This is a genomic window from Acidovorax sp. AC410 (assembly GCF_979253235.1).
The window spans coordinates 5,153,830-5,172,654 of the sequence record NZ_CEEDCG010000001.1 but is presented as its reverse complement, the minus strand read 5'-3'; the positions used below and the strand labels follow the sequence as shown (position 1 = coordinate 5,172,654).

Sequence of the window (18,825 nt, the reverse complement as noted above, 5' to 3'; positions counted from 1 at the left end):
CTATAGCCTGGCCGCATGGGCCCGGTTCATCAGGTCCTCGACCAGCGGATGCTCTCGAAACGGATTGAGCCGCAAGCTTGACACCGGGCTGAACGCAATCTTCCGACCGAACGCAGTGGATTTGACGAAGTGAAGTGTCATGACTTCCCCGTCGGAGTCCACCTCGACCGACCGTAGATTGGTCAGCGGGATTCGCTCCGTGACCTCTCCACGACTGACCATCAGATGATCTCCACAGTCCTGCACTTCATCTGCCAGATCGGTGGAGAAGACCATGTCCAGCATCCAGAAGAATGCAATCACTCCGCACGCTTCCAGAACCAACCGCCAGGACAGTCCATCTTCCATCACACGAAAAGCACCCAGCAGCAGCAGTCCCCCCGCGATGATGAGAACTCGAACCCATTTAGAACAGGGAGACAAGGAAGAAGAAAGTTGTCTCATGAGGAAGAAAGTCGGCGCATCTAAATTTCCTCGTCCCACAAAGACAGCTCGTGGACGAGGAATGTGACGTTGTCGCCTTCCTGAAGAGACGTGTCAGGGAAATCCTCGCTAGACAGAAGAAATGTTGCCGCCCCAGCGGCGACCGCAATCACAACGTTCTCTCGAGGTTCTGTGACGAACCTTACCGATCCGACCTGGCCCACGACTTTAAAAGCGAATTGCTCATCCAATGCAACGATGAAGCCTGCGCCATTCCGTGGCGCAATGCGTTCAAATCCGGTCACACGCTCCGTCGCAAGCTCTACACACAGCGTTCGACCAAGGTATTCCGAAGCGTCATCCCCAAAAGGGACAAAGCGCGCAGCACCGCTGACCGTTGCGGACGAGAACCGGACAGGGTAGCTGGGCAGCTGCGTGAGCCCCAACGGCTTCATGGCGCTGGTGTCAATGCTTTCGATGGTAATGTCCACAGGCAAATCTTGATGGTGTTGGGGCGTGCACATTGTGCAGTGTCGTTTTCCAGCAAGCCAAGACAAATTGGCGATCGCTGCAGCGCCTACTCAACCACCGCCTCGCAAATAGTGGCCCAGAAACCCCAGCACCCGGCGCTCATACTCCCCAGGGCCGTAGGCATGCAGATCCACATGCCCAGCCCCCTCCACCCGCCAGATCTCCTTGGGCCCGGTGGCCGCCTCGAAGAGCTGCTCGGTCTCGGCCCAAGTGGTGTGCCGGTCCTGGGCGCCAGAGGCGATGAGCACGGGCGCACGCAGCCGGGCAATTCGCTCAATGGGCCGCAGGTCACTGGCCGATATCCCGGCGCGCAGCGGCAGCTGCCACAGCAAGGGCCCGGCCAGCACCGCGCCCGCAGGGCCCAGCACCGTGGTCAGCCGGTTGGTCACGGCGTCTTCGATGGTGGGGTACATGGATTCGAGCACCACGGCATCCGGCGCAGGGGAAGGCAGGGCCAGCACGGCGGCGGCGGCGCCCAGGGAGACACCGATGACGGCGATGCGTTCGCCAGGACTTTCGCGCCGCAGAAACTCAATGGCCGCCTTCACCCCTGCCGCCTCGCGCGCGCCAAAGGTGATGCGGTCGCCAGTGCTCTGGCCGTGCGCAGGCAGATCGATCAGCAGGGCGGCGTAGCCTTCGCGGCTCAGGAACCTGGCGCGGCCCAGCATCTGAGTGCGGTCTGAGCGCACGCCGTGGAGCAGCAGCACGGCGCCCCGGCCTCGCTGGCCCGGTGCAAACCAGCCAGCCACATGGCCGGCAAGGGCGGTTTCGATGCGGACCTCGCGCGCCGAAAAATCTTTCGGTGGCGGGCCTATGGCGCGGGTGGCAGGATGGCTGAGCCATTCTCCTGCGCCCAAGGCTGCACCGACGAAGCCGAGCAACAGCACCCATGCCCACAGGGCAAGTATCCCAATGCGGCGCCCAACCATCACCGGTACGAACAAGTTCTCTGGACGGGCTTCAAGTGACTCCCTCCACCGACACCTCCTCAAACCCCGGCTCCTGTGCAATGAGCCCATGGAAAAAAACCAGGCACGGATCGTCGCCGACCATCTTCGCCTTGCCCAGCACGCGCTCCTTGAGCGAGCGGTGCTTGGTCAGCGACAGCACCCATTCGTGCTTGCCGTCTTCGCTCTCATTGGCAGCGGCGCCGACCATGTAGGTGCGGCCCTCCCAGCTCACATGTGCGTACCAGCCCCAGTCCTCGGCATCTGCGTCGGTCATGTCCAGGTGGGCGGGCACGCGCGTGCGCAGCCATTCGAGCAGGGAATGGCCCCGGATGGGGTTGATGGGGTTCTCGGGCTCCCGCGAGACGTCGAAGAGCCGCGTGAGGAAGTGGATGGCAGGTTCCATGGGTATGCAGGTTGGCAGGGGGACGGGCCAGACACCAGGCCAGCCTACCACCTCGGCACGCCCCCGCAAACCGGATTTTGACCATGCCCCTCAACTCCTGCGGGGCGAAACTGCGTACCATGCCGCCTGCCAAAGAGCCGATCGATCGAGCGAGCGCGTGAGCACAACAACATCCCAGGAGACAGGCGCCACCATGCAGGCCCACCCCACCACGAGCCCGCCCCAGCCACTGGCAGCCCCGGCCTTCGATCCCCTGCGCGCGCTGAGCGCCAGCCTGCTGCAATTGGCCGCCGTGGCGCGCACCACGCCGCCGCAGGCCCTGCTGCAGGAGGCACTGGAGACCCTGCGCACCTCCCTGGTCGGGTTCGACACCGCCTGGTGGGGCGAGGTGTCGCCCGGCCATGCCGATGCGCCGCCGCGCAACTGGCTGCATGGCAGCATCGGTCTGGCCAAGGGCTTTGCCACGGAGTGGAATGCGCTGGCCATGGCCGATCTGTTCGCCCAGCAGTCCATGGACCGGCTGGGCGTGGTGCTGCGCGAGAGCGCCGACGACCTGCCGGCATTGCCGGGCGTGGCGATACCGCCGGACATCGAGGCCTTCTGCCGGCGCCATGGGCTGTACCACTGCATGGCGGTCACGGTGGCCATGCCGCGCAGCGGGCTGATGTTTTTCGTGAGCATGTACCGCGGCCCGGGCCGGCCCAATTTCACGGACCAGGAGGCGGTGCTGTTCGGCGAGTTCGTGCCGCACCTGCTGGGCCACTGGCAGCACCGGCTGGAGCAATTGCAGACAGCGCCCGCAGGCAACGGCCCGTGGGACGGCTATGCGCTGGCCGATGGCGCCGGCCAACTGCTCTTTGTGGGCCTGCGCGTGGGGCTGGCGCTGCAGGCGGCCTACCCGGACTGGTCGGGCACCGCCCTGCCCCCGGCACTGCTGGAGGCACTGCCTCCCACGCTGCCGGGCAGCCTGCTGCTGGGCCGGGCCTGCCGGCTGCGGCTGGAAGCCTGTGGGCCGCTGCTGGCGATCAGCATGCCGTCACCGCACGCCGGAAAGCCGCCGCTGGCCCCGCGCGAGCTGAGCGCGGCCACGCTGTACGCGCACGGCCATTCGTACAAGGACATTGCCGCCACGCTGGGCCTGACGCCGGCCACGGTGCGCACCTACCTGCGCAGCGCCTATGCGCAGCTGGGGGTGCGCAACAAGGTGGAACTGGTGGCCGCACTCCGGCGGCAGTAAGCCGCGCGGCTGGCCGGGTGTTTTCCCTGTCCCTCTGCATTTGCAGAGGCGTCAAAACACCCACCCGTCCCTATCGTTGCGCCCGGAGCCCCAAGGCTTCGGAAGAACCAAGCAACAACAGGAGACGCTTTCCATGCTTTCAACCCCACCGTCCGCAGGCTCGGCCCTGCTCGCGGCCACCATGGGCACCCTGGCCGCACTGGCCCTCACCGCCTGCGGCGGCAGCGACAGCAGCGCCCCCGCTGCCAGCCAGCCGCTGGCCCAGGCCTGCCCGACCTACCGCACGGCCACCCTGCCCCATGGCGCCACCATCACCCGAACCGAGCTGCGCGCGGCCGAGGGCCTGCTGCCCGAGGTGTGCATCGTGCGCGGCGAGATCGTCTCCTCGCCCCAGTCCACCATCCACTGGGCGGTGGAGCTGCCCGCGGGCACGGTGTGGAACGGCAAGACGCTGACCGTGGGCGGTGGCGCGTTCGACGGCTTCATCCCCACCGATGACCCGTGGTACCAGCACATCATCGGTGCGTCGGCCCACAGCTACGTGAAGATGAGCTCCGACTCGGGCCACCTGGCACCCGGCTTTGCCTGGGGCGCCAGCGACGTGGCGCTGCGCAACCATGCCTTCGACGCCAACCACTTCGTGCTGGAGGTGGGCACGGCCATCGCCGCCGACTTCTACGGCAAGCGCCCTGCGCGCCGCTACCACATCGGCCACTCCAACGGCGGGCGCTCGGCCCTGGCCGCCACGCAAAACTACCCCAAGGACTACGACGGCGTGGTGGCCATGGAGCCCGCCATCAGCCAGCAGGCGCACCAGACCAACTTGGGGCCCACGCTGCTGCGCCACGTCTTTTCCAAACCCGAGAACTGGCTGAGCCCTGCCAAGATCGCGCTGTACGCCAAGGCCGAGGCTGCGGCCTGCGATGGGCTTGATGGCCTCAAAGACGGCATCATCGGCAACGTGGCGGCCTGCAACTACGTGCCCACGGACCTGCTGTGCAAGGGCGCCGACAGCGACAGCTGCCTGACCGCCGGGCAGATCGAATCGGTGCGGCTGATCTATGCGCAAAAGGATGTGCCCGTGACCCTGTCGCAGGGCGCGCGCGGCTACCCCGGCTTTGGCCGCGGCGGTGCCGCCACATCCGACTGGGAGGCCTATGTGTTCGGCCCCAGTTTCGAAGCCCCCGACTCCTTCAATTACATGGCCGTTTCCGCAGCCGCACGCCTGGTCGAGGGCAACCCGGCTGCCGACCTGCTCCAGCACGACCCCACCCGCTACCAGGCGTCGTACCTGCGCCTGGCGAACCTGATCGACGCGACCAACCCCGACCTCTCGGCCTTTGCCGACAACGGTGGCAAGCTGCTGATCTGGTACGGCATGGGCGATGCCTGCGTGTCGGTGTACCGCACGGCCGAGTACCTGGACAGCGTGCGCCAGCGCCTGGGTGCCAGCAAGGTACAGGGCTTTGCCCGCATGCTGACTTCGCCCTCCAACGGCCACAACCTCGACGGCCCGGGCACCGACCCCGTGAGCATCGACCTGCTGGCCGCCATGGACGCCTGGGTGGAGCGCGGCAGCGCGCCCGACAGGCTGGTGGCCACCCGCTACGAGCCCGCCGACCCGCGCGCCGGCCAGCAGACCCCGGTGCTGCAGCGCCCGGTGTGCGAGTACCCGAAGTTCCCGCGCTATGACGGCAAGGGGGATCCGGCGAAGGCGGAGAGTTTCAGCTGCTCGGCGGTGTGATGCTGAGGGCCTGCTGCTGCACAGCACAGCACAGCAGGCCCCCCCCGCTCAAGCCGACCGGTACCCGCGTTTGCGCTCGAAAGCGGCGTAGCCATCGGCGACCTGCGGGTCGGCGTACCCCTCAACGGAATCTTCCTGGGCACCTGCACCGTCGAGCCCGGGGAGGACCGTGACCGCAGCCTGCCATTGCTCGCGCGGGGTGGGCGCAGCGATGAAGGGGGCCAGATAGGCATCCAGATGCCCTGCATTGGGATCCTCGATCTCGCGCGTAAGCGCCTGGAGGTAGGGATCCTTTCGCGTCCGAGTCCAATCGATGGACATACCCGCCCGAAAGCACAGTTCGGCATGGACCAGCAGCATGGTCCGGCCGTTGCCATCGAGAAAGGGATGGGCATAGGCGAACAGGCCCATGATGAAGCCGGGGCGGGTACGCATCTGCGTCTTGTCCTGAGCGCGGGCCAGGCCGTCCTCGACCGCGCGGCGGCAATCTCGCGGATGGCAGAAATACACGCGCCCCTTGAGAATGGCTTTCTCAGGCATCAGTTCGGCACGGTCTTTGCCGGCCCAGGGATACAGCCCCTCGAACAACAACCGATGCACGGCCAGGAAATCGTCGTAGTCGATACGGTTGCACTGGGCCAGATAGGCCAGCGCCGCCGGAAGTTGGGCTCTGAAAAGCGCATGCTCAACCGCATGGACGATGGCCAAGTCCTTTTCCGCCCCCGTGTTGCGCAGATAACCTGCGGTTTCAAAATCTCCGAACGGATCAAACATGCGACTTGAGCGCGCGGTGATGCTCCATGGCCAGTTTGACCATGTCACCGGGTGAGAGCTTGCCAGTGCGGGTGAGCGCCACCAGCAAATCATCGGTGGAATCGCTGGACACCTCGTCTCCTGCCAGGTGCGTGACAGCAGATGCCCAGCGGTCACTGAAGGTCGGCACGTAGGCAATGCCCAGGCGTTTGGCCAGCGCGATCACATAGCGAGCCGTTGGCGTGATGGCCCGCGCCTGCCGTTTCTTTTGCGCAGCCACTTGATGGCGCGCCTGCGCCTGCCGCGCATGGGCACGGTCAAGAAGGGCCTGCTCGCCCAGCGTGGCCAGCTTCGCCGGATGGGCGTACACCCCACGCCCTATGCGCTGGATCAGGCCCTTGCGGCACAGCCCGTTGAGCGCCGCAGACACCTGGCTGTCACTGCCCAGGTCCTTCACGTCCGAGCGAAGCAATAGACCGTCGCGGCGAGGACGGATCGATTGCATGATGCGGCCTTGGATTTCCATGTGGCTCATTGTAAATGAGGTCATTTTTCCTTGCACATCATGGACTTATACGCAGGTAAAGCGCCGGGCCAGAGCACTTTTTACCTCGCGGTGTTGCAGGTGCCCGGGCAGCGTATTCGGCTTCAGCGCATCATCCGCGCACTCACAGCCGGTTGGAAGGCGGCTGGCCATACCAGAAGCCGCATTGGTGGGCGGCGTGGGCATCGAAGTTCGCTGTCGAGGCGCTGTGGGTGAAGCTGGCGACGCCGCGCTGGGTGGCCGAATAGGGCTGCCACTGCGCCAGCGTCCCCTCCCCATTCGGGTTGCCGCTTCGCGCGAAGTTGGCGAAGGCCTTCGACATGGTCTGTGCCAGCTGCAGCTGCGGCGCCGTGGGGTTGGCGGTCATCTGGTCGAACCAATAGGGCACGTCCGCACCGTGGAAGGCGCCGTAGGTGATGTTCGTGTTGGGCGGCAGGCGGCCCGCGAGCGAGGATGCGTCCGTATAGGGCGCTTTCTCCGAGAACTGGTAGACATAGGCCTTGGCGGTGGCGGGCAGCGCGCTTGCGATGCGGTCGGTGTCCTGCAGGATGCCGCAGACCACGCGGTAGTCGCCGTAGGCGCGCGCCAGCGCCTGGTTGGGCGACGCGTAGGAGGCCGCTGGGTAGAGCGCCGACACGGCCGGCGGATTCGGCGAGCCCAGGAAGCCGGCGATGCCCACCGGCTCGTAGGTGGTCGGTGTGATGGGGTTCTGGCCAAAGGCCGCGCTCACGAAGAAGGTGCCCTCGTCATCGACCACGCCCGCCAGCACCGGCACCTTGTGGAAGTTGCCGCTCGCAAAAGCAGTCGAGGTCGACGTGGTGAGGAACCTGCCGTCCACGATGGGCAACCATGCGGAGAGGTTGCCCGTGCCGCCCAGCGGTGGCGGCAGTGCGCCGGCCAGGGTCGCACCCGCCGGCAGGCTGCGCAGGCAGGCGGCGACCTGGGCGCTGGTGCCGGCGCCGTTGCAATTCCATGGTGCCGTGAAGGCCATGCCCGCGGCTTCCGCCTGGGCCAGCGTGGCCTGCACCCGGCTGAAGCCCCCGCTTTGCGGCGCGGCCTTGGCGAACAGGCCTGCGGACAGGGGCGACACCATGTGGCTGTATACCGACAGGCCGCCTGCGGAGCCGCCGGTCAGCGTCACGTTGGCGGGGTCGCCGCCGAAGGCAGCAATGTTCTGCCGCACCCATGCCAGCGCGGCATTCTGGTCCATCAGGCCGTAGTTGCCCGAAGCGCGCGCGGCCGTGTCTTCGGCGCTCAGTGCAGGGTGCGCAAGGAAGCCGAGCGCGCTCAGCCGGTAGTTGATGGACACGACGATGACGTTGTGGTTCTTTGCCAGCGACGTGCCGTTGGCAAAGGCGCTGGAGCCCACGACAAAGCCCCCGCCATGGACGGCGACGATGACGGGCAGGGGCACTGCGGGCGCGGTCTCGGGGCGGTAGATGTTCAGGAACAGGCAGTCCTCGCTGCCCGTCGGCGTGAAGGCCGGCGGAGGGCCCGCCTGCAGGCACTGCGCGCCGGGCGCCTTGGCTTCGAGCACGGTACTGCGGGCCAGCGCCGGCGCCGGCGGCCTCCAGCGCAGCGCGCCGGTGGGCGGTGCCGCATAAGGCACCCCCAGGAACTGCACGACGCCATTGGCGGCCATGCCCTTCACCTCGCCCTGCTGGGTCTGCGCCACGGTGGGGTCGGCGGCGCTGCTGCCGCCCCCGCAACCTGCCAAGGCAAATGCCAGCGCCAAGGCGCCCAGCGCTGCGCCAACGAACGATCCGTTCATGAATTTGTCTCCTGCTTGTTTGTTTGCTTGTCTGTCTGTAGGGATCCGGCCTGCCATGGCATCGTTGGCCATGGCGGCTTGATGCTAGGGAGCATGGGGCGGGAGCGCCAATACCGGATAGGGATGGAATTCGGTATCTGTGGCGTATGGCCGGGCCCGGCATGCGGCCGCACGGGTGCAGAGACCCGCGCCTGGCGCGTTGCGCGCACGGCATGTGCCCAATGTGTGCATTGCTTCACGACTGGCGGCATGGATGCGCAAACCAAGGCCCTTGGGCCAAGGAACGCCAACACAATCGCGCCTGCCAAGCGCTTCACCACAATAACCAGGTTCCATTTCTTGAACAAATCCCCTGCACTCAAAGTCCTTCTCGTGGTCCTGATCGCCACGGCCATGGTCACGCTGTACGTCGGCAAACGCTGGTACGACTATGTCAGCAAGGCCAAGTCGCCTTATGAAGAAATCGGCATCGCGCTCAACTCCCGCGCGCCGGGGCCGCTCAACCGCTGGGGCTGCGCGCAGCTGCAGGAGCGGTTTGCCAAGTCCATTCCGCCGTACGGTTGCGCCGCTGGCGATGGCCGGCAGTGGAAGTGATGCGCGCCGCCGCCGAGAACCCCTTGCGCCCCCTCTTCCCTTCCTTGAAACGAGTCACCGTGTTCACCAAAATTCTGGCAGCCTCGGCTGTCCTGGCAGCCTTCACCCTGGGTGCTGCAGGCAGCGCCCACGCCCAGAGCTACAAGCTCAACCTGCCGCAGCCCGAAGACAACGACAACGTCTTGCGGGAGATCACCGTCACGCCCAAGGGCACGACGGTGATCGTGGTGGTGGGCAACACGAGCGACGAGGTCGGCGGAGGTTGCGTCTTCCCCAACCACCGCCCGGAAGCGTTCACGCTCAAGGACCTGGACACCGGGCAGGTGTTCAAGCAGCGCAGCGTGAGCGGGCTCAGGTCGTGCGAGCGCGGGATGGAAACCATCCGGCCGGGCAAGCGCAAGATCGTGAAGGTGCAGTTCGAGCCCCTGCCGGCCAGCGTGCGCCGCGTGCAGGTGGGCGAGAACGACTGCAAACAGAAAGAAAGCGACGACATGACCTACTACTGCTTTGCCGAAGTCGTGCTGAAAAACCCGAAGTAATTCGCGGTAACCGACCGCCTGCGCACGGGCACCCCGCCAGGCGGGGGGTGGGCTGCAGGCGCCCAACGGCATGGGAGCTGCCGCCCTGGCAGACCACCCCTCATTTTTCGCGGCATTCGTGGCAAATGTCACACACCAGCGCCGCCGTTCCAAGTGTTACTTCCTGGCGCAGCCACAGCGTGTGCGCGTCTAGATAATCCCCCGCCATGGAGTGAGGAAAAGGGGCGCGCTGCAAGCGTGCCCCTGGGCTCCATGGGTCGGACCGAAAACACACACACAACCAATCGCGTACCTCTATGAAAATCTCTTCTGCCCTGCGCCTGGGCCTGGCCAAATACCTGGCCTATTCGCTGCTCGCGCTGCTGTTGATCCCGCTGGCCGCCTACCTGTTCACGGGGTATGCCCAGCGCGACGAGGACACCCAGTTCGTCGCCCGCATCAGCCAGCGCATCGATGCCGAGAAGGGCATGCCCGCGGCCGAGAAGCAGGTGCAGAAAGATTTCTACCGCACCAACCCGCCGTCTACCATCTGCACCAACCAGGACCCCGAGGTGGCGGACTACCGCGAGGCCATGTGCGAGACCTATGGCGAGCTGTGGCAGTTCAACCTGGTGCGCAAGCTGTCGCTGTGGAGCATGGTGGCCGGTGTGGTGCTGCTGGTGGCCGTGCTGGCCCTCGGTGCCCTGGCCTTCGTCAACCGCAGGCTGCAGTACACCAGCTTCGTCACCGGCTGGCACCTGACCACCTGGGCCAGCGCCACCTCGCTGGTGGTGCAGGGGGCGCTGGCGGTGTGGCTGTCGTTCTGGGTGACGGCGTTCTTCATGCACAAGTACTGGCCCAAGCTCATCATCCTGGTGGGGATCCTGGTCGCGTGCGGGGTCTTCATGGCGGTGGTGGGCATCTTCAAGCGGGTGCAGCTGAACAACGGCGTGGATGGCGAGCTGCTCACCGAGGCCGACGCACCGCTGCTGTGGGAGCGCATCCGCCACATGGCCGAGCGTTTGAAGACCGAGCCGCCGCGCAACATCGTGGCCGGCATCGACGCCAACTTCTTCGTGACCGAGGCGCCGCTCACCGTGGGCAACCAGCGGCTCACCGGGCGCACGCTGTTCGTGAGCATCCCCCTGCTGCGCCTGCTCGACCAGGCAGAAGCCGATGCCGTGCTGGGCCACGAGCTGGCGCACTTGCGCGGCGGCGACACCCAGAGCAGCGCACTGCTGGGCCCCAAGATCCACCAGTACGACCATTACCGCCACGCCATGCGCGAGGGCGGCCTGACGGCCGTGTTCCTGCCCCTGATCGACCTGTACCGCACCATCTTCGAGGTGGCGCTGGCGCGCGAAAGCCGCGCGCGCGAATTCGAGGCCGACCGCACGGCCGCCAGCCTGGTCTCGCCCGGTGCGATTGCGCAGTCGCTGGTGAAGATCGCCGCCTATGCACAGTACCGCTCCAGGATCGAGAGCGAGCTCTTCGGCCACAACCGCAAGCACGACGCCGCGGCCCTGGGCATAGCCAGCTACGTGGCGCAGGGCCTGCCGCCCTATGCCGCCTCGGCCGACTTCCTCTCGGAGATGAAGACGGCCAACGTGCCTCACCCCTTCGACTCGCACCCGGCCATGCCCGAGCGCATGCGCGCGGTGGGCGTGGCCCTGGCCGAGAGCGACTACGGCGCCATCGTCGTGCGCGTGCCGGCCGCCACCTGGGCGCAGCAGATCCTCACCGCCGATGCCATCGAGCAGCGCATGTGGGGCGCCTACGAACAGGCCTTTGCGGCAGAGCACGAGCGCAGCCTGGCCTACCGCTACGAGCCCGCCACCGATGAAGAGCGCGCGCTGGTGCTGCAGTACTTTCCGCCGGTGCAGTACGCCTTGAAGGGCAGCGACACGGTGACGGTGAGCATCGAAGGCATCACCACCTCGGCCGATGGGGTGACCGTGGCCTGGGACGCCATCAAGGCGCTGGAGTTCAAGGAGAGCACCTGGGGCAATGCCCTGGTCGTCACGCACCCCGAAAAAGCCATGATCGGCGCCAAGACCAGCAAGATCAAGCTTGGCGGCCTCAAGAAGGAGAAGGACGCCTTCAACGCCACCGTGGGCCACTACTGGCAGCGCCACCAGATCATGCGGGCGCAGCAGCAGGAAGCCTGAGCCCGGCCCGCCATGCCGGGCGGGTGGCCCTCCTCAATCCGAGACCCGCACGCCCTGCACCTGCGTGCCCAGCTTCAGGTACAGCAGGCCATCCGAACCCATCCACCACGGCCCCGCCTGCGGCGGCACCTGGGCCGCGCTGCCGCTGGGCAGCACCCACTGCGGCACCAGGCGCCATGCCTGGCCGGCCAGGGTGAGGGTGAGCGCGCCTGTGCTGCTGCCCGGTTGCACCGCCAGCACCGCGCCCGGCAGCGCCGTGGTGACGATGCTGCTGGCCTGGGTGGCGTTGAGCAGCGCGGGCAGCAGCCACTGCCGTGCGCCCTGCCCTGTCTGCAGGTAGATGCGGCCTTGCTCGTCCACACCGATCTGCGGCGTGCCTGGGGCCGTTCCGCTGCCCGTCCAGTCGGGCCGCAGCACATAGGTCTGCCCGCCGGTGCGCAGCTGCAGCACGCCTTCGGCGCCGAGCTTCACCGTGGCATCGGGCAAGGCTGCTGTCACGGCATGGGCCAGGCCAGCGAGGTCGGCCACGGCGGGGGCGAGCTGCACCACCACGCCGCTGCGCACCCATCGCAGCAGGCCCAGCGGGGTGAAGCCCATGCCGTCGGGCAGGCGCGCGTCGATGGTGATGGGCTGGGTGGGCAGCAGCTGGAAGACCTGGCCGCCATCGCGCACCATGAACACGCCCGAGGGCGCCACCTCCAGCCCCTGGGCCATGTTGGCGCCCGAGAGGCGGGCGAGCGGGCCGTTCAAGCGTGCGAAGGCCTTGTTGTCCACCGTGATGGATGCCGGCAGGTTGGCAAACGCCATGGGGTCACCGGCTTGGTTGGTTTCGCCCTTGAGCGAGCCCAGGGTGATGGCGACCACGGCCCCCTGGTCGTTGACCTGCAGGCGCTCGCCAGCCTGCAGGCCCATGCTGCCCACGGCAGGCAGGCTGCCTGTGGGGGCGGTGAGCGAGCCCACCTGCACGGCCACGGCCAGCGGCTGGGCTTCGACGAGGGTGCCTGCACTGCCCGCGCTCAGCAGCACCGGCCCGGCCAGCACCATGGGCTGGCCCACGGCGCTGGAGGCCATGGAGGCCCAGCCTTCCAGCACCACCAGCACCAACACGCTTTGCCCATTGACCTCGGCAATGCGCAGCTGCGTGCCCGGTAGCGCCTGCACGGTGAGCGGCTGGCCGTTGACGATGACCTGCAGTGTGGTGGGCGTGGTGCCCGTGCCGGGCAGCACGATGGTGCCGCCGCCCGCGCCCGGGCCCACCACCACGGGCAGGGATGGGTTGGTGATGGTGGTCGTGCTGCCGGGGGTGTTGATGGTCGTCGAGGTCGGTCCGGGGTCTTCGGCGGGCGGGGCGACGACCACCGGTGCGGTGGGTGTGACGGGCGCACTGGCAGGCGATAGCGGGCTGTCGCCCAAGGCGTTGGTGGCCTTGACCGTGAAGGTGTAGGGCGTGCCGTTGGTCAAAAGCGTGATGGTGCAGGTGCGGGGCGCGGCTGCGGCCACCGTGCAGGTGCCGCTGGGGGTGCCGGTGACGGTGTAGCTGGTGATGGGGCTGCCGCCGTCGCTGGCGGGTGCTGTCCAGCTCACGGTGGCCTGGGCATTGCCAGACGTGGCTGCAGGCGCTGCAGGGGCATCGGGGGCCACCAGAACGGCGTTGATGGTCAGAGTGCCGGGCACCAGGGTGATGTCGTAGCCGCGCTGTGTGGAGTGCACGCCCGTGATATTGACCGTTTGCGCTCCCACTGCGCTGCTGGCTGCGGCAGCGACAGGGGTGCCGAGCAGGCGGGCGTCGGGGGTTGCGGGCGTGTAGGCCACGCCAAGCGCCGTGGTGGTGCCGTCCACGGTCTTGCTGCCGCTGTTGGCCGTGATCGTCAGTGAATCGGTGAACAGGCTGCGCAGCAACGGTGTGGTCTTGCCATCGTAGATCCGCCAGGCCTTGCCGGTGCCTCCAGCGTCGTCGATGTCCCAGCCCGCGGTGGTGAAGGTGGATAGGGTCTGCAGCTGGGCGCGGGTTGCCGGGGCACCGAAGCCATTGCCCACCCAGATGGCGTCCACAACGCCGCCGTTGTTGATGAGGGCACCGCCCGCGTCGGTAGTGGCGTAGAAATTATTGGTGAGGGGGCAGTTGAACAAAGAACCGACCAAGCCTCCAGCAGCGCCTATCGCTGTCACGGCACCCATGGCGTAACTGCGGTCGATGGCCCCCTCGCAGTTCCCCACCAGCCCGCCGACCAAATCAAGCTGGCCGGACACGTTTCCAATGGCGTAACTACTGCTAATGGTCCCGCTCTCGAAGTAACCTACAAGTCCACCGATCGAGTGGTCTGTACCGCTCACGTCACCCGTGGCATAACTGCGTTTGATACTGCCTGTTACAAGCCCGACGAGTCCGCCGACGAACATCCCTGTACCGGTTACATTGCCTCTGGAGTGGCTATTGCTAACTGCACAATTGGGGAAGCAGTTGCCGATGAGCCCACCAACAAAGCTTTCTCCACCCACAGCGCCCGTGCTATAGCTATCGCGGATATTGTTGCTGCCTGACGAAATGCCCGACAAGGCGCCCACGTACCAACGACCGCTGATGATCGCATTTTCCAACCCCACATTGCGCAACAGAGCACCGTTGATACGTCCGAACAGCCCTACACCATCTTCAATGGGCAGGTTGATTGCCAGGCTGGCAATGGTGTGCCCCAGGCCATCCAGGCTTCCGGAAAAAGCGGTAGAAGCATTTCCCACCGGCTCAAACCCTGCCCCTGCGTTCCACGCACTGGTGCTACTCGCATTGATGTCAGCTCCCAGCACGTAATGGCGGCCCAGATTGCCTCTCATCCCCTGCAGGTCCACGCCCGTGGTGCTGCCTTGCGCACCCAGGCTGGTGATGATGGTGTGGCTGATGTCCCCACCATCGCTGCCCAGCCGCGTGGTGTACATGCTGCTGGCGCTCAGGTGAACAGGTGCGGTGGCCGAAATATTGGCAGTGTTGCCCGCCGCCACGCTGCCCTGCCCGTAGCGCATCGTCACGCTGGCCCCTGCGGCCTGGACCGGGGCCTGTATGGCGATGTCGCCATGCGAGTTGAGCTCCAGCTGGCTGGTGGCAGCCAGCGTCAGCGCGGCCTTGACGGCCAGTGTAGGGTCTGCCGTGTGGGTAAGCACCTTCACAACGCTGGCCGCAACGAGCTTGCCGTTGACCTCTGCCGCCGACACCACCGAGCCGGCGGCCGTAGGTGTCCAGGTGTTGTTGCCGGCACCGCCCCAACTGCCCCCGCTGCTGGCACCCACGTCCGCAATGTTGGTGGCATGCGCCGCTGCAGCCCCCAGCATCAACGGCAGTGCCAGTGCAGCCCGGCACAGGGTGCGGGCCAGCAGGCCCGGTGTTTGGCGAGAAGGTTTCATGGCAGCGGGTACTCGGGAAAAGCGTCGGTATCGACTGCTGCGCAGGGCTTGAACGCTACACAAAAAGTAGCACCACACGCAGCCATGCCCGCATGCTAGAAGTTTCCAGCGGTTTTGTATGTCCTCTAAATAGATGACAAATGCGGTTTTTTTGAGGGGTCGTGGCACGGCCTTCACGCCCGGCCGAAGGCCTGCCGGTGACGCCCTGATCGGCCCCGCAGAGACTGGCTTCAAGGCAGCGAAGCCTGCGCGCGCGGCAGCAGAAGCAGGGCCTGGTTGCCGTTGCCACCGCTGTTGCCGTACCCGGCCAGGGTGCTGCCGGGCGTGGGGTCGGCGTTGATCACGCCCACGCAGTCGGGGCCGGCCGCGCAGCCGCCTTGCAGGATGCTGGCCTGCACGCTGGTCTTGCCGCTGTAGGTGGTGTCCAGTTGCACGCCATGCACGGAGGTGTTGCCCCAGATGACCGAGGACACCACCGCGACCTGGCCGCCGCTGCCCGCGAAGTTGAGCGAGGACAGCGCGCCGCCGTAGCCGTCAGACGCATTGCCGATCAGCGTGGACTGGCTGAGCAGGGGGCGGCTCACACCGCTGCTGCCGCTGGACACGCTGGCCAGGGCACCGCCGAAGTCGCCGGCCCAGTTGCTGCTGAAGGTGGACTGCGTGATGCGCGGGCTGCTGGTGCCGGCATTGCCGTGGCTGGCGATGGCGCCGCCGTAGCGGCCCGAGGCGTTGCCGATGAAGGTGGACTGCGCGATGGCAGGGCTGCTGGTGCCGCCCTGGCCCACGCTGGCGATGGCACCGCCGTAGCCGTCCACCGCGTTGCCGATGAAGGTGGACTGGGTGATGCCCGGGCTGCTGGCCCCACCGGCCGCGCCGAGCGAGTAGACGGCGCCGCCATCGTCGCGCGCCCAGTTGCCGCGGAAGCTGACGTTGGCGATGCTGGGGCTGCACACGCTGCCCTGGCCCGCGCCGTTGCAGTACAGGCCGCCGCCGCTGGCATGGCTGGCGCCGTCGGCACGCCCGTGCACGATGCTCAGCCCGTCGATCACCGTGTCGGCGGGCTGGTAGATGCCGGCCACCGATGCAGCCCTGGCGCCTGCGCCCAGGCCGCCGATGACCACCACGTGGTGGCTGTTGTCGGCGCTGACCACGGGCGTGCCGATGTCGCCCGACAGCACGGTGAGGCGGCTGTCGGCGCTGCGCTGGGCCAGCGCAGTCTCGGTGCCGGCAAAGCCGCCGTAGAGCTTGACGGGGCGGTTGATGGCGAATGCGATGGAGCGGTCTGCGCCCTCGGTGGGCTTGTAGGTGCCCTGCTGGATCCAGATTTCGCTGCATGCGGGCCTGGCCAGGGCCGATTGCAGCAAGGTGGCCGCGGCCCAGGTGCGGCCGTCGCCGGCCTCGGTGCCGGTGCTGCTGACGCGGCACACGGCGGCGTGGGCCGATGCCCCGGCGGTGAGCAGCAGCATGCAGCCCATGGCGGCGACGGTGCGGCGGGCGGCGAAGGTGGTGCCGACGGCGGCAATTGAACGGTGGTGTGTCATGGCGAATATCCCCAAATGAAATTGAACAGGCAGTGCATCGCCCGCCACGCCTTGTTACGCAGCTATAGAAATAAGAGCTACTGGGTAATGCAGCGGCGATGCTAGGCCTTTCGCGCGCGTTTGTATGTCCCCCAACTAGATGACATTTGCCGATTAAATTAGGCCCCGCAGGCACCGCCGCTGCGGTGTGGATCCGCAAGCAGAGTGCGGCTTTGGGCTACGGGACTACGCGGGGCCAGGCGCCTGCCGAGAGGGCTGCTGCAGGGGCAGCGACAGGCAAAAGACATTGCCTGCGCCAGCCCCGTCCTGCGCACCGCTGCCGGCAGTCCACGCGCACTGCGCACCGATGGCCTGCACGCGCGAGCGCACGTTGCCCAGCCCCTTGCCCCGGCCCGGCGTTGGGCGGCCCGGCGGCGGGGTGGTGGACGGTGGGGTGAAGGGCTGGCCATCGTCATGCACCAGCACCTGCACGCCCGTGGGGTCCGAGGTAGTGGAGATGCCGATGGACTGCGCACCGCTGTGCTTGATGATGTTGGTCAGCACCTCCTGCAGGATGCGCAGCACGTGCAGGGCGCTCTTGGGGTCGAGCCATTCCAGCGCGGGCACGTCCTGCACGCCCCAGCGCAGCGTGAGGCCTGCGGCCTGCAGGCGCGGCCCCAGCCGAAAGCGCAGCGCCGCCAGCAGGCTGAGCAGGTCAGCGCCGGTGTGGTCCAGCGAGTCGATGGAGAGCTTGAGGTCGTCGATGCACTCCTTGAGCACACGCGCCATGTCGCCCTCGTGCAGGCGCCCGCCTTCGGCCATGCGCAGCGCGCTGATCAGCGACGAGCCGATGCCGTCGTGCATGTCCTGCATCATGCGCTGGCGCTCTGCATCCAGTGCGCGCTGGCGCTCCAGCTGGTTCACTTGCGCGTAGGTGGCGGCCAGTTGGGCCTCGCGCTCGGCCAGGCGGCTTTCCAGCCCGGCGTTCAGCGTCTCGACCTCGCGCAGCGCGCCGGTGTAGCGCAGGAACACGATGACCAGGAAGATAGCGAACACGCCGATGGAGGCGTAGGGCCCCAGGTACAGCCCTTCGATGGACACGCGGTAGCTGGCCATCAGCGTGTCGTAGATGGATGCGGGCACCGTGAGCGAGACCCACAGGCTGAGCACCATGGCCCAGGGCGAGCGGTTGACCCACGACGCCCACATGCCCGAGGCCGCCACGATCAGCGTGACGCCGACGATGCACAGGTAGATGACGGGCAGCACCGTCTCCACCTTGAGCGGCAGCCACGGCAGCGTGACCACCGAAACGGCGGTGACGAGGGCGATGATGGTGCGCTCCACCCGCGGCATGCGCAGCCCATGCACCCGCACCGTGAAGAGGAACACGCACACCAGCGACCAGCCCAGGGAGTTGGCCGTGAGCCAGCCGAACCAGTCGTCGGAAATCGGCAGCGGCACGTCGCCCATGGTGAACTGCACCATGCGCAGCGCGTTGGTGACCGAGGTGGCGAAGAAAAGCACGTACATTACCTCGCTGCGGCGCACGCACCACACGGCAAAGGCAAAGATGCCGATGACCACGAAGGCGCCCGCCGCCATGGCGGTGAAGTCGGCCTGCAGCCAGCTGCGCACCTGGTAGCGCCACAGCAGCTCGCCCTCGCCGCCCACCCAGGCGGTGGAAATGGCCCCACCCACACCCTGCTGGCTGGCCATGCGCACCAGCACCGTGGCCGGAGCGGGCGCACCCTGCGCATCGGCCAGCGGCACCCACAGGGGCCGGTTGAAGCTGTTCCACACCCGGCTGCCGCGCGAGCGGTGTACGAGCTGGCCATCGGCATACACGGCGATGCCGCCGATGGTCTGCCAGCGCGGCAGGTACAGGAAGGTGCCGTCGACCGGCGCGGCGCCGGCAGGCACCTGCAGCCGGTACCACACCACCTGGGGCAGCGCGGTCGCCGTGTCGCTCGATTCGGCCATGCTGCGCGGGCGGCTGTGGGGCAAGGCCACGTCCTCCCAGGGCACGCTGCCGTGGAGCACCTCGGGCGGCGGCGCGGCGGGCGCCTGCCAGCCGGCACCCGCAGGCTCGGGCCAGAAGCCGGCCTGCCTGAGGTGGCTGGCGCCAGCGCCCTCCTCGGCTGCGGGCTGTTGTGCCTGCGCGCCCGCAACCGCCATGGCCACGAATGCGGCCGAAGCCAGCCAGAGCAGCACCAGCCAGCGCAGGGAGGGGGAAGGCGAGTGCCGGCGAGAGGACAGCCGGCGCATCCGTG

Annotated in this window: 16 protein-coding genes; 6 read left to right on the top strand and 10 right to left on the bottom strand. The window is 67.2% G+C overall.

Annotation, left to right across the window (positions count from 1 at the left end; all coding sequences use genetic code 11):
• The 3 genes from AC0IZS_RS23920 to AC0IZS_RS23910 form a co-directional block, all read right to left on the bottom strand.
• On the bottom strand, window positions 1–444 hold the full coding sequence (locus tag AC0IZS_RS23920; RefSeq protein ID WP_471637938.1) for a hypothetical protein: 444 nt from the start codon (window positions 442–444) through the stop codon (window positions 1–3).
• A gap of 20 nt (window positions 445–464) precedes the next feature.
• Window positions 465–914, bottom strand: a complete 450-nt coding sequence (locus tag AC0IZS_RS23915; protein WP_471637937.1) for a hypothetical protein — start codon at window positions 912–914, stop codon at window positions 465–467.
• Window positions 915–1,004: 90 nt separating this feature from the next.
• The gene (locus tag AC0IZS_RS23910; protein ID WP_471637936.1) at window positions 1,005–1,661 is read right to left on the bottom strand and encodes an alpha/beta hydrolase; all 657 of its coding nucleotides are present in this window, start codon (window positions 1,659–1,661) and stop codon (window positions 1,005–1,007) included.
• Between AC0IZS_RS23910 and AC0IZS_RS23905 the strand changes: the two genes are divergently transcribed.
• Complete coding sequence (locus AC0IZS_RS23905) at window positions 1,647–1,922, top strand: hypothetical protein (protein ID WP_471637935.1); 276 nt, start codon at window positions 1,647–1,649, stop codon at window positions 1,920–1,922. The two genes, AC0IZS_RS23910 and AC0IZS_RS23905, sit on opposite strands and share 15 nt — an antisense overlap.
• On the opposite strand, the gene AC0IZS_RS23900 is transcribed toward AC0IZS_RS23905, so the two are convergent.
• Window positions 1,915–2,307 carry a hypothetical protein gene (locus AC0IZS_RS23900; protein WP_471637934.1) on the bottom strand — a complete coding sequence of 131 codons (393 nt, stop codon included), beginning with the start codon at window positions 2,305–2,307 and terminating at the stop codon, window positions 1,915–1,917. The two genes, AC0IZS_RS23905 and AC0IZS_RS23900, sit on opposite strands and share 8 nt — an antisense overlap.
• A gap of 157 nt (window positions 2,308–2,464) precedes the next feature.
• Between AC0IZS_RS23900 and AC0IZS_RS23895 the strand changes: the two genes are divergently transcribed.
• Together AC0IZS_RS23895 and AC0IZS_RS23890 are read left to right on the top strand one after the other, a co-directional pair.
• Window positions 2,465–3,544 carry a helix-turn-helix transcriptional regulator gene (locus AC0IZS_RS23895; RefSeq protein ID WP_471637933.1) on the top strand — a complete coding sequence of 360 codons (1,080 nt, stop codon included), beginning with the start codon at window positions 2,465–2,467 and terminating at the stop codon, window positions 3,542–3,544.
• Window positions 3,545–3,677: 133 nt separating this feature from the next.
• The gene (locus tag AC0IZS_RS23890) at window positions 3,678–5,288 is read left to right on the top strand and encodes a tannase/feruloyl esterase family alpha/beta hydrolase (protein WP_471637932.1); all 1,611 of its coding nucleotides are present in this window, start codon (window positions 3,678–3,680) and stop codon (window positions 5,286–5,288) included.
• A 48-nt stretch (window positions 5,289–5,336) separates the two neighbouring features.
• On the opposite strand, the gene AC0IZS_RS23885 is transcribed toward AC0IZS_RS23890, so the two are convergent.
• The 3 genes from AC0IZS_RS23885 to AC0IZS_RS23875 form a co-directional block, all read right to left on the bottom strand.
• Window positions 5,337–6,062: a Fic/DOC family protein gene (locus AC0IZS_RS23885; RefSeq protein ID WP_471637931.1), complete on the bottom strand. Its 726-nt coding sequence runs from the start codon at window positions 6,060–6,062 to the stop codon at window positions 5,337–5,339.
• Window positions 6,055–6,567, bottom strand: a complete 513-nt coding sequence (locus AC0IZS_RS23880) for a type IV toxin-antitoxin system AbiEi family antitoxin domain-containing protein (protein WP_471637930.1) — start codon at window positions 6,565–6,567, stop codon at window positions 6,055–6,057. The genes AC0IZS_RS23885 and AC0IZS_RS23880 overlap by 8 nt, the downstream gene beginning before the upstream one ends.
• 142 nt (window positions 6,568–6,709) lie before the next feature.
• A complete protein-coding gene (locus tag AC0IZS_RS23875; protein WP_471637929.1) occupies window positions 6,710–8,356 on the bottom strand; it encodes a carboxylesterase/lipase family protein in 1,647 nt (548 codons plus the stop codon).
• Between the two features lie 339 nt (window positions 8,357–8,695).
• On the opposite strand from AC0IZS_RS23875, the gene AC0IZS_RS23870 reads away from it, so the two are divergent.
• From AC0IZS_RS23870 to AC0IZS_RS23860, 3 genes are all read left to right on the top strand, one after another.
• Window positions 8,696–8,950 carry a hypothetical protein gene (locus AC0IZS_RS23870; RefSeq protein WP_471637928.1) on the top strand — a complete coding sequence of 85 codons (255 nt, stop codon included), beginning with the start codon at window positions 8,696–8,698 and terminating at the stop codon, window positions 8,948–8,950.
• 59 nt (window positions 8,951–9,009) lie between these two features.
• Window positions 9,010–9,489: a hypothetical protein gene (locus tag AC0IZS_RS23865; RefSeq protein WP_471637927.1), complete on the top strand. Its 480-nt coding sequence runs from the start codon at window positions 9,010–9,012 to the stop codon at window positions 9,487–9,489.
• Window positions 9,490–9,785: 296 nt separating this feature from the next.
• On the top strand, window positions 9,786–11,636 hold the full coding sequence (locus AC0IZS_RS23860; RefSeq protein ID WP_471637926.1) for a M48 family metallopeptidase: 1,851 nt from the start codon (window positions 9,786–9,788) through the stop codon (window positions 11,634–11,636).
• Window positions 11,637–11,669: 33 nt separating this feature from the next.
• Here AC0IZS_RS23860 and AC0IZS_RS23855 read toward each other — a convergent pair whose 3' ends face one another.
• The 3 genes from AC0IZS_RS23855 to AC0IZS_RS23845 all read right to left on the bottom strand — a co-directional run bounded on the left by AC0IZS_RS23855 (window position 11,670) and on the right by AC0IZS_RS23845 (window position 18,820).
• Window positions 11,670–15,032 (bottom strand): fibronectin type III domain-containing protein, encoded by a 3,363-nt coding sequence (locus AC0IZS_RS23855; RefSeq protein WP_471637925.1) that lies wholly within the window; start codon window positions 15,030–15,032, stop codon window positions 11,670–11,672.
• 230 nt (window positions 15,033–15,262) lie between these two features.
• On the bottom strand, window positions 15,263–16,573 hold the full coding sequence (locus AC0IZS_RS23850) for a hypothetical protein (protein ID WP_471637924.1): 1,311 nt from the start codon (window positions 16,571–16,573) through the stop codon (window positions 15,263–15,265).
• Window positions 16,574–16,798: 225 nt separating this feature from the next.
• Window positions 16,799–18,820: a sensor histidine kinase gene (locus AC0IZS_RS23845; protein WP_471637923.1), complete on the bottom strand. Its 2,022-nt coding sequence runs from the start codon at window positions 18,818–18,820 to the stop codon at window positions 16,799–16,801.
• Window positions 18,821–18,825 lie beyond the last annotated feature (5 nt).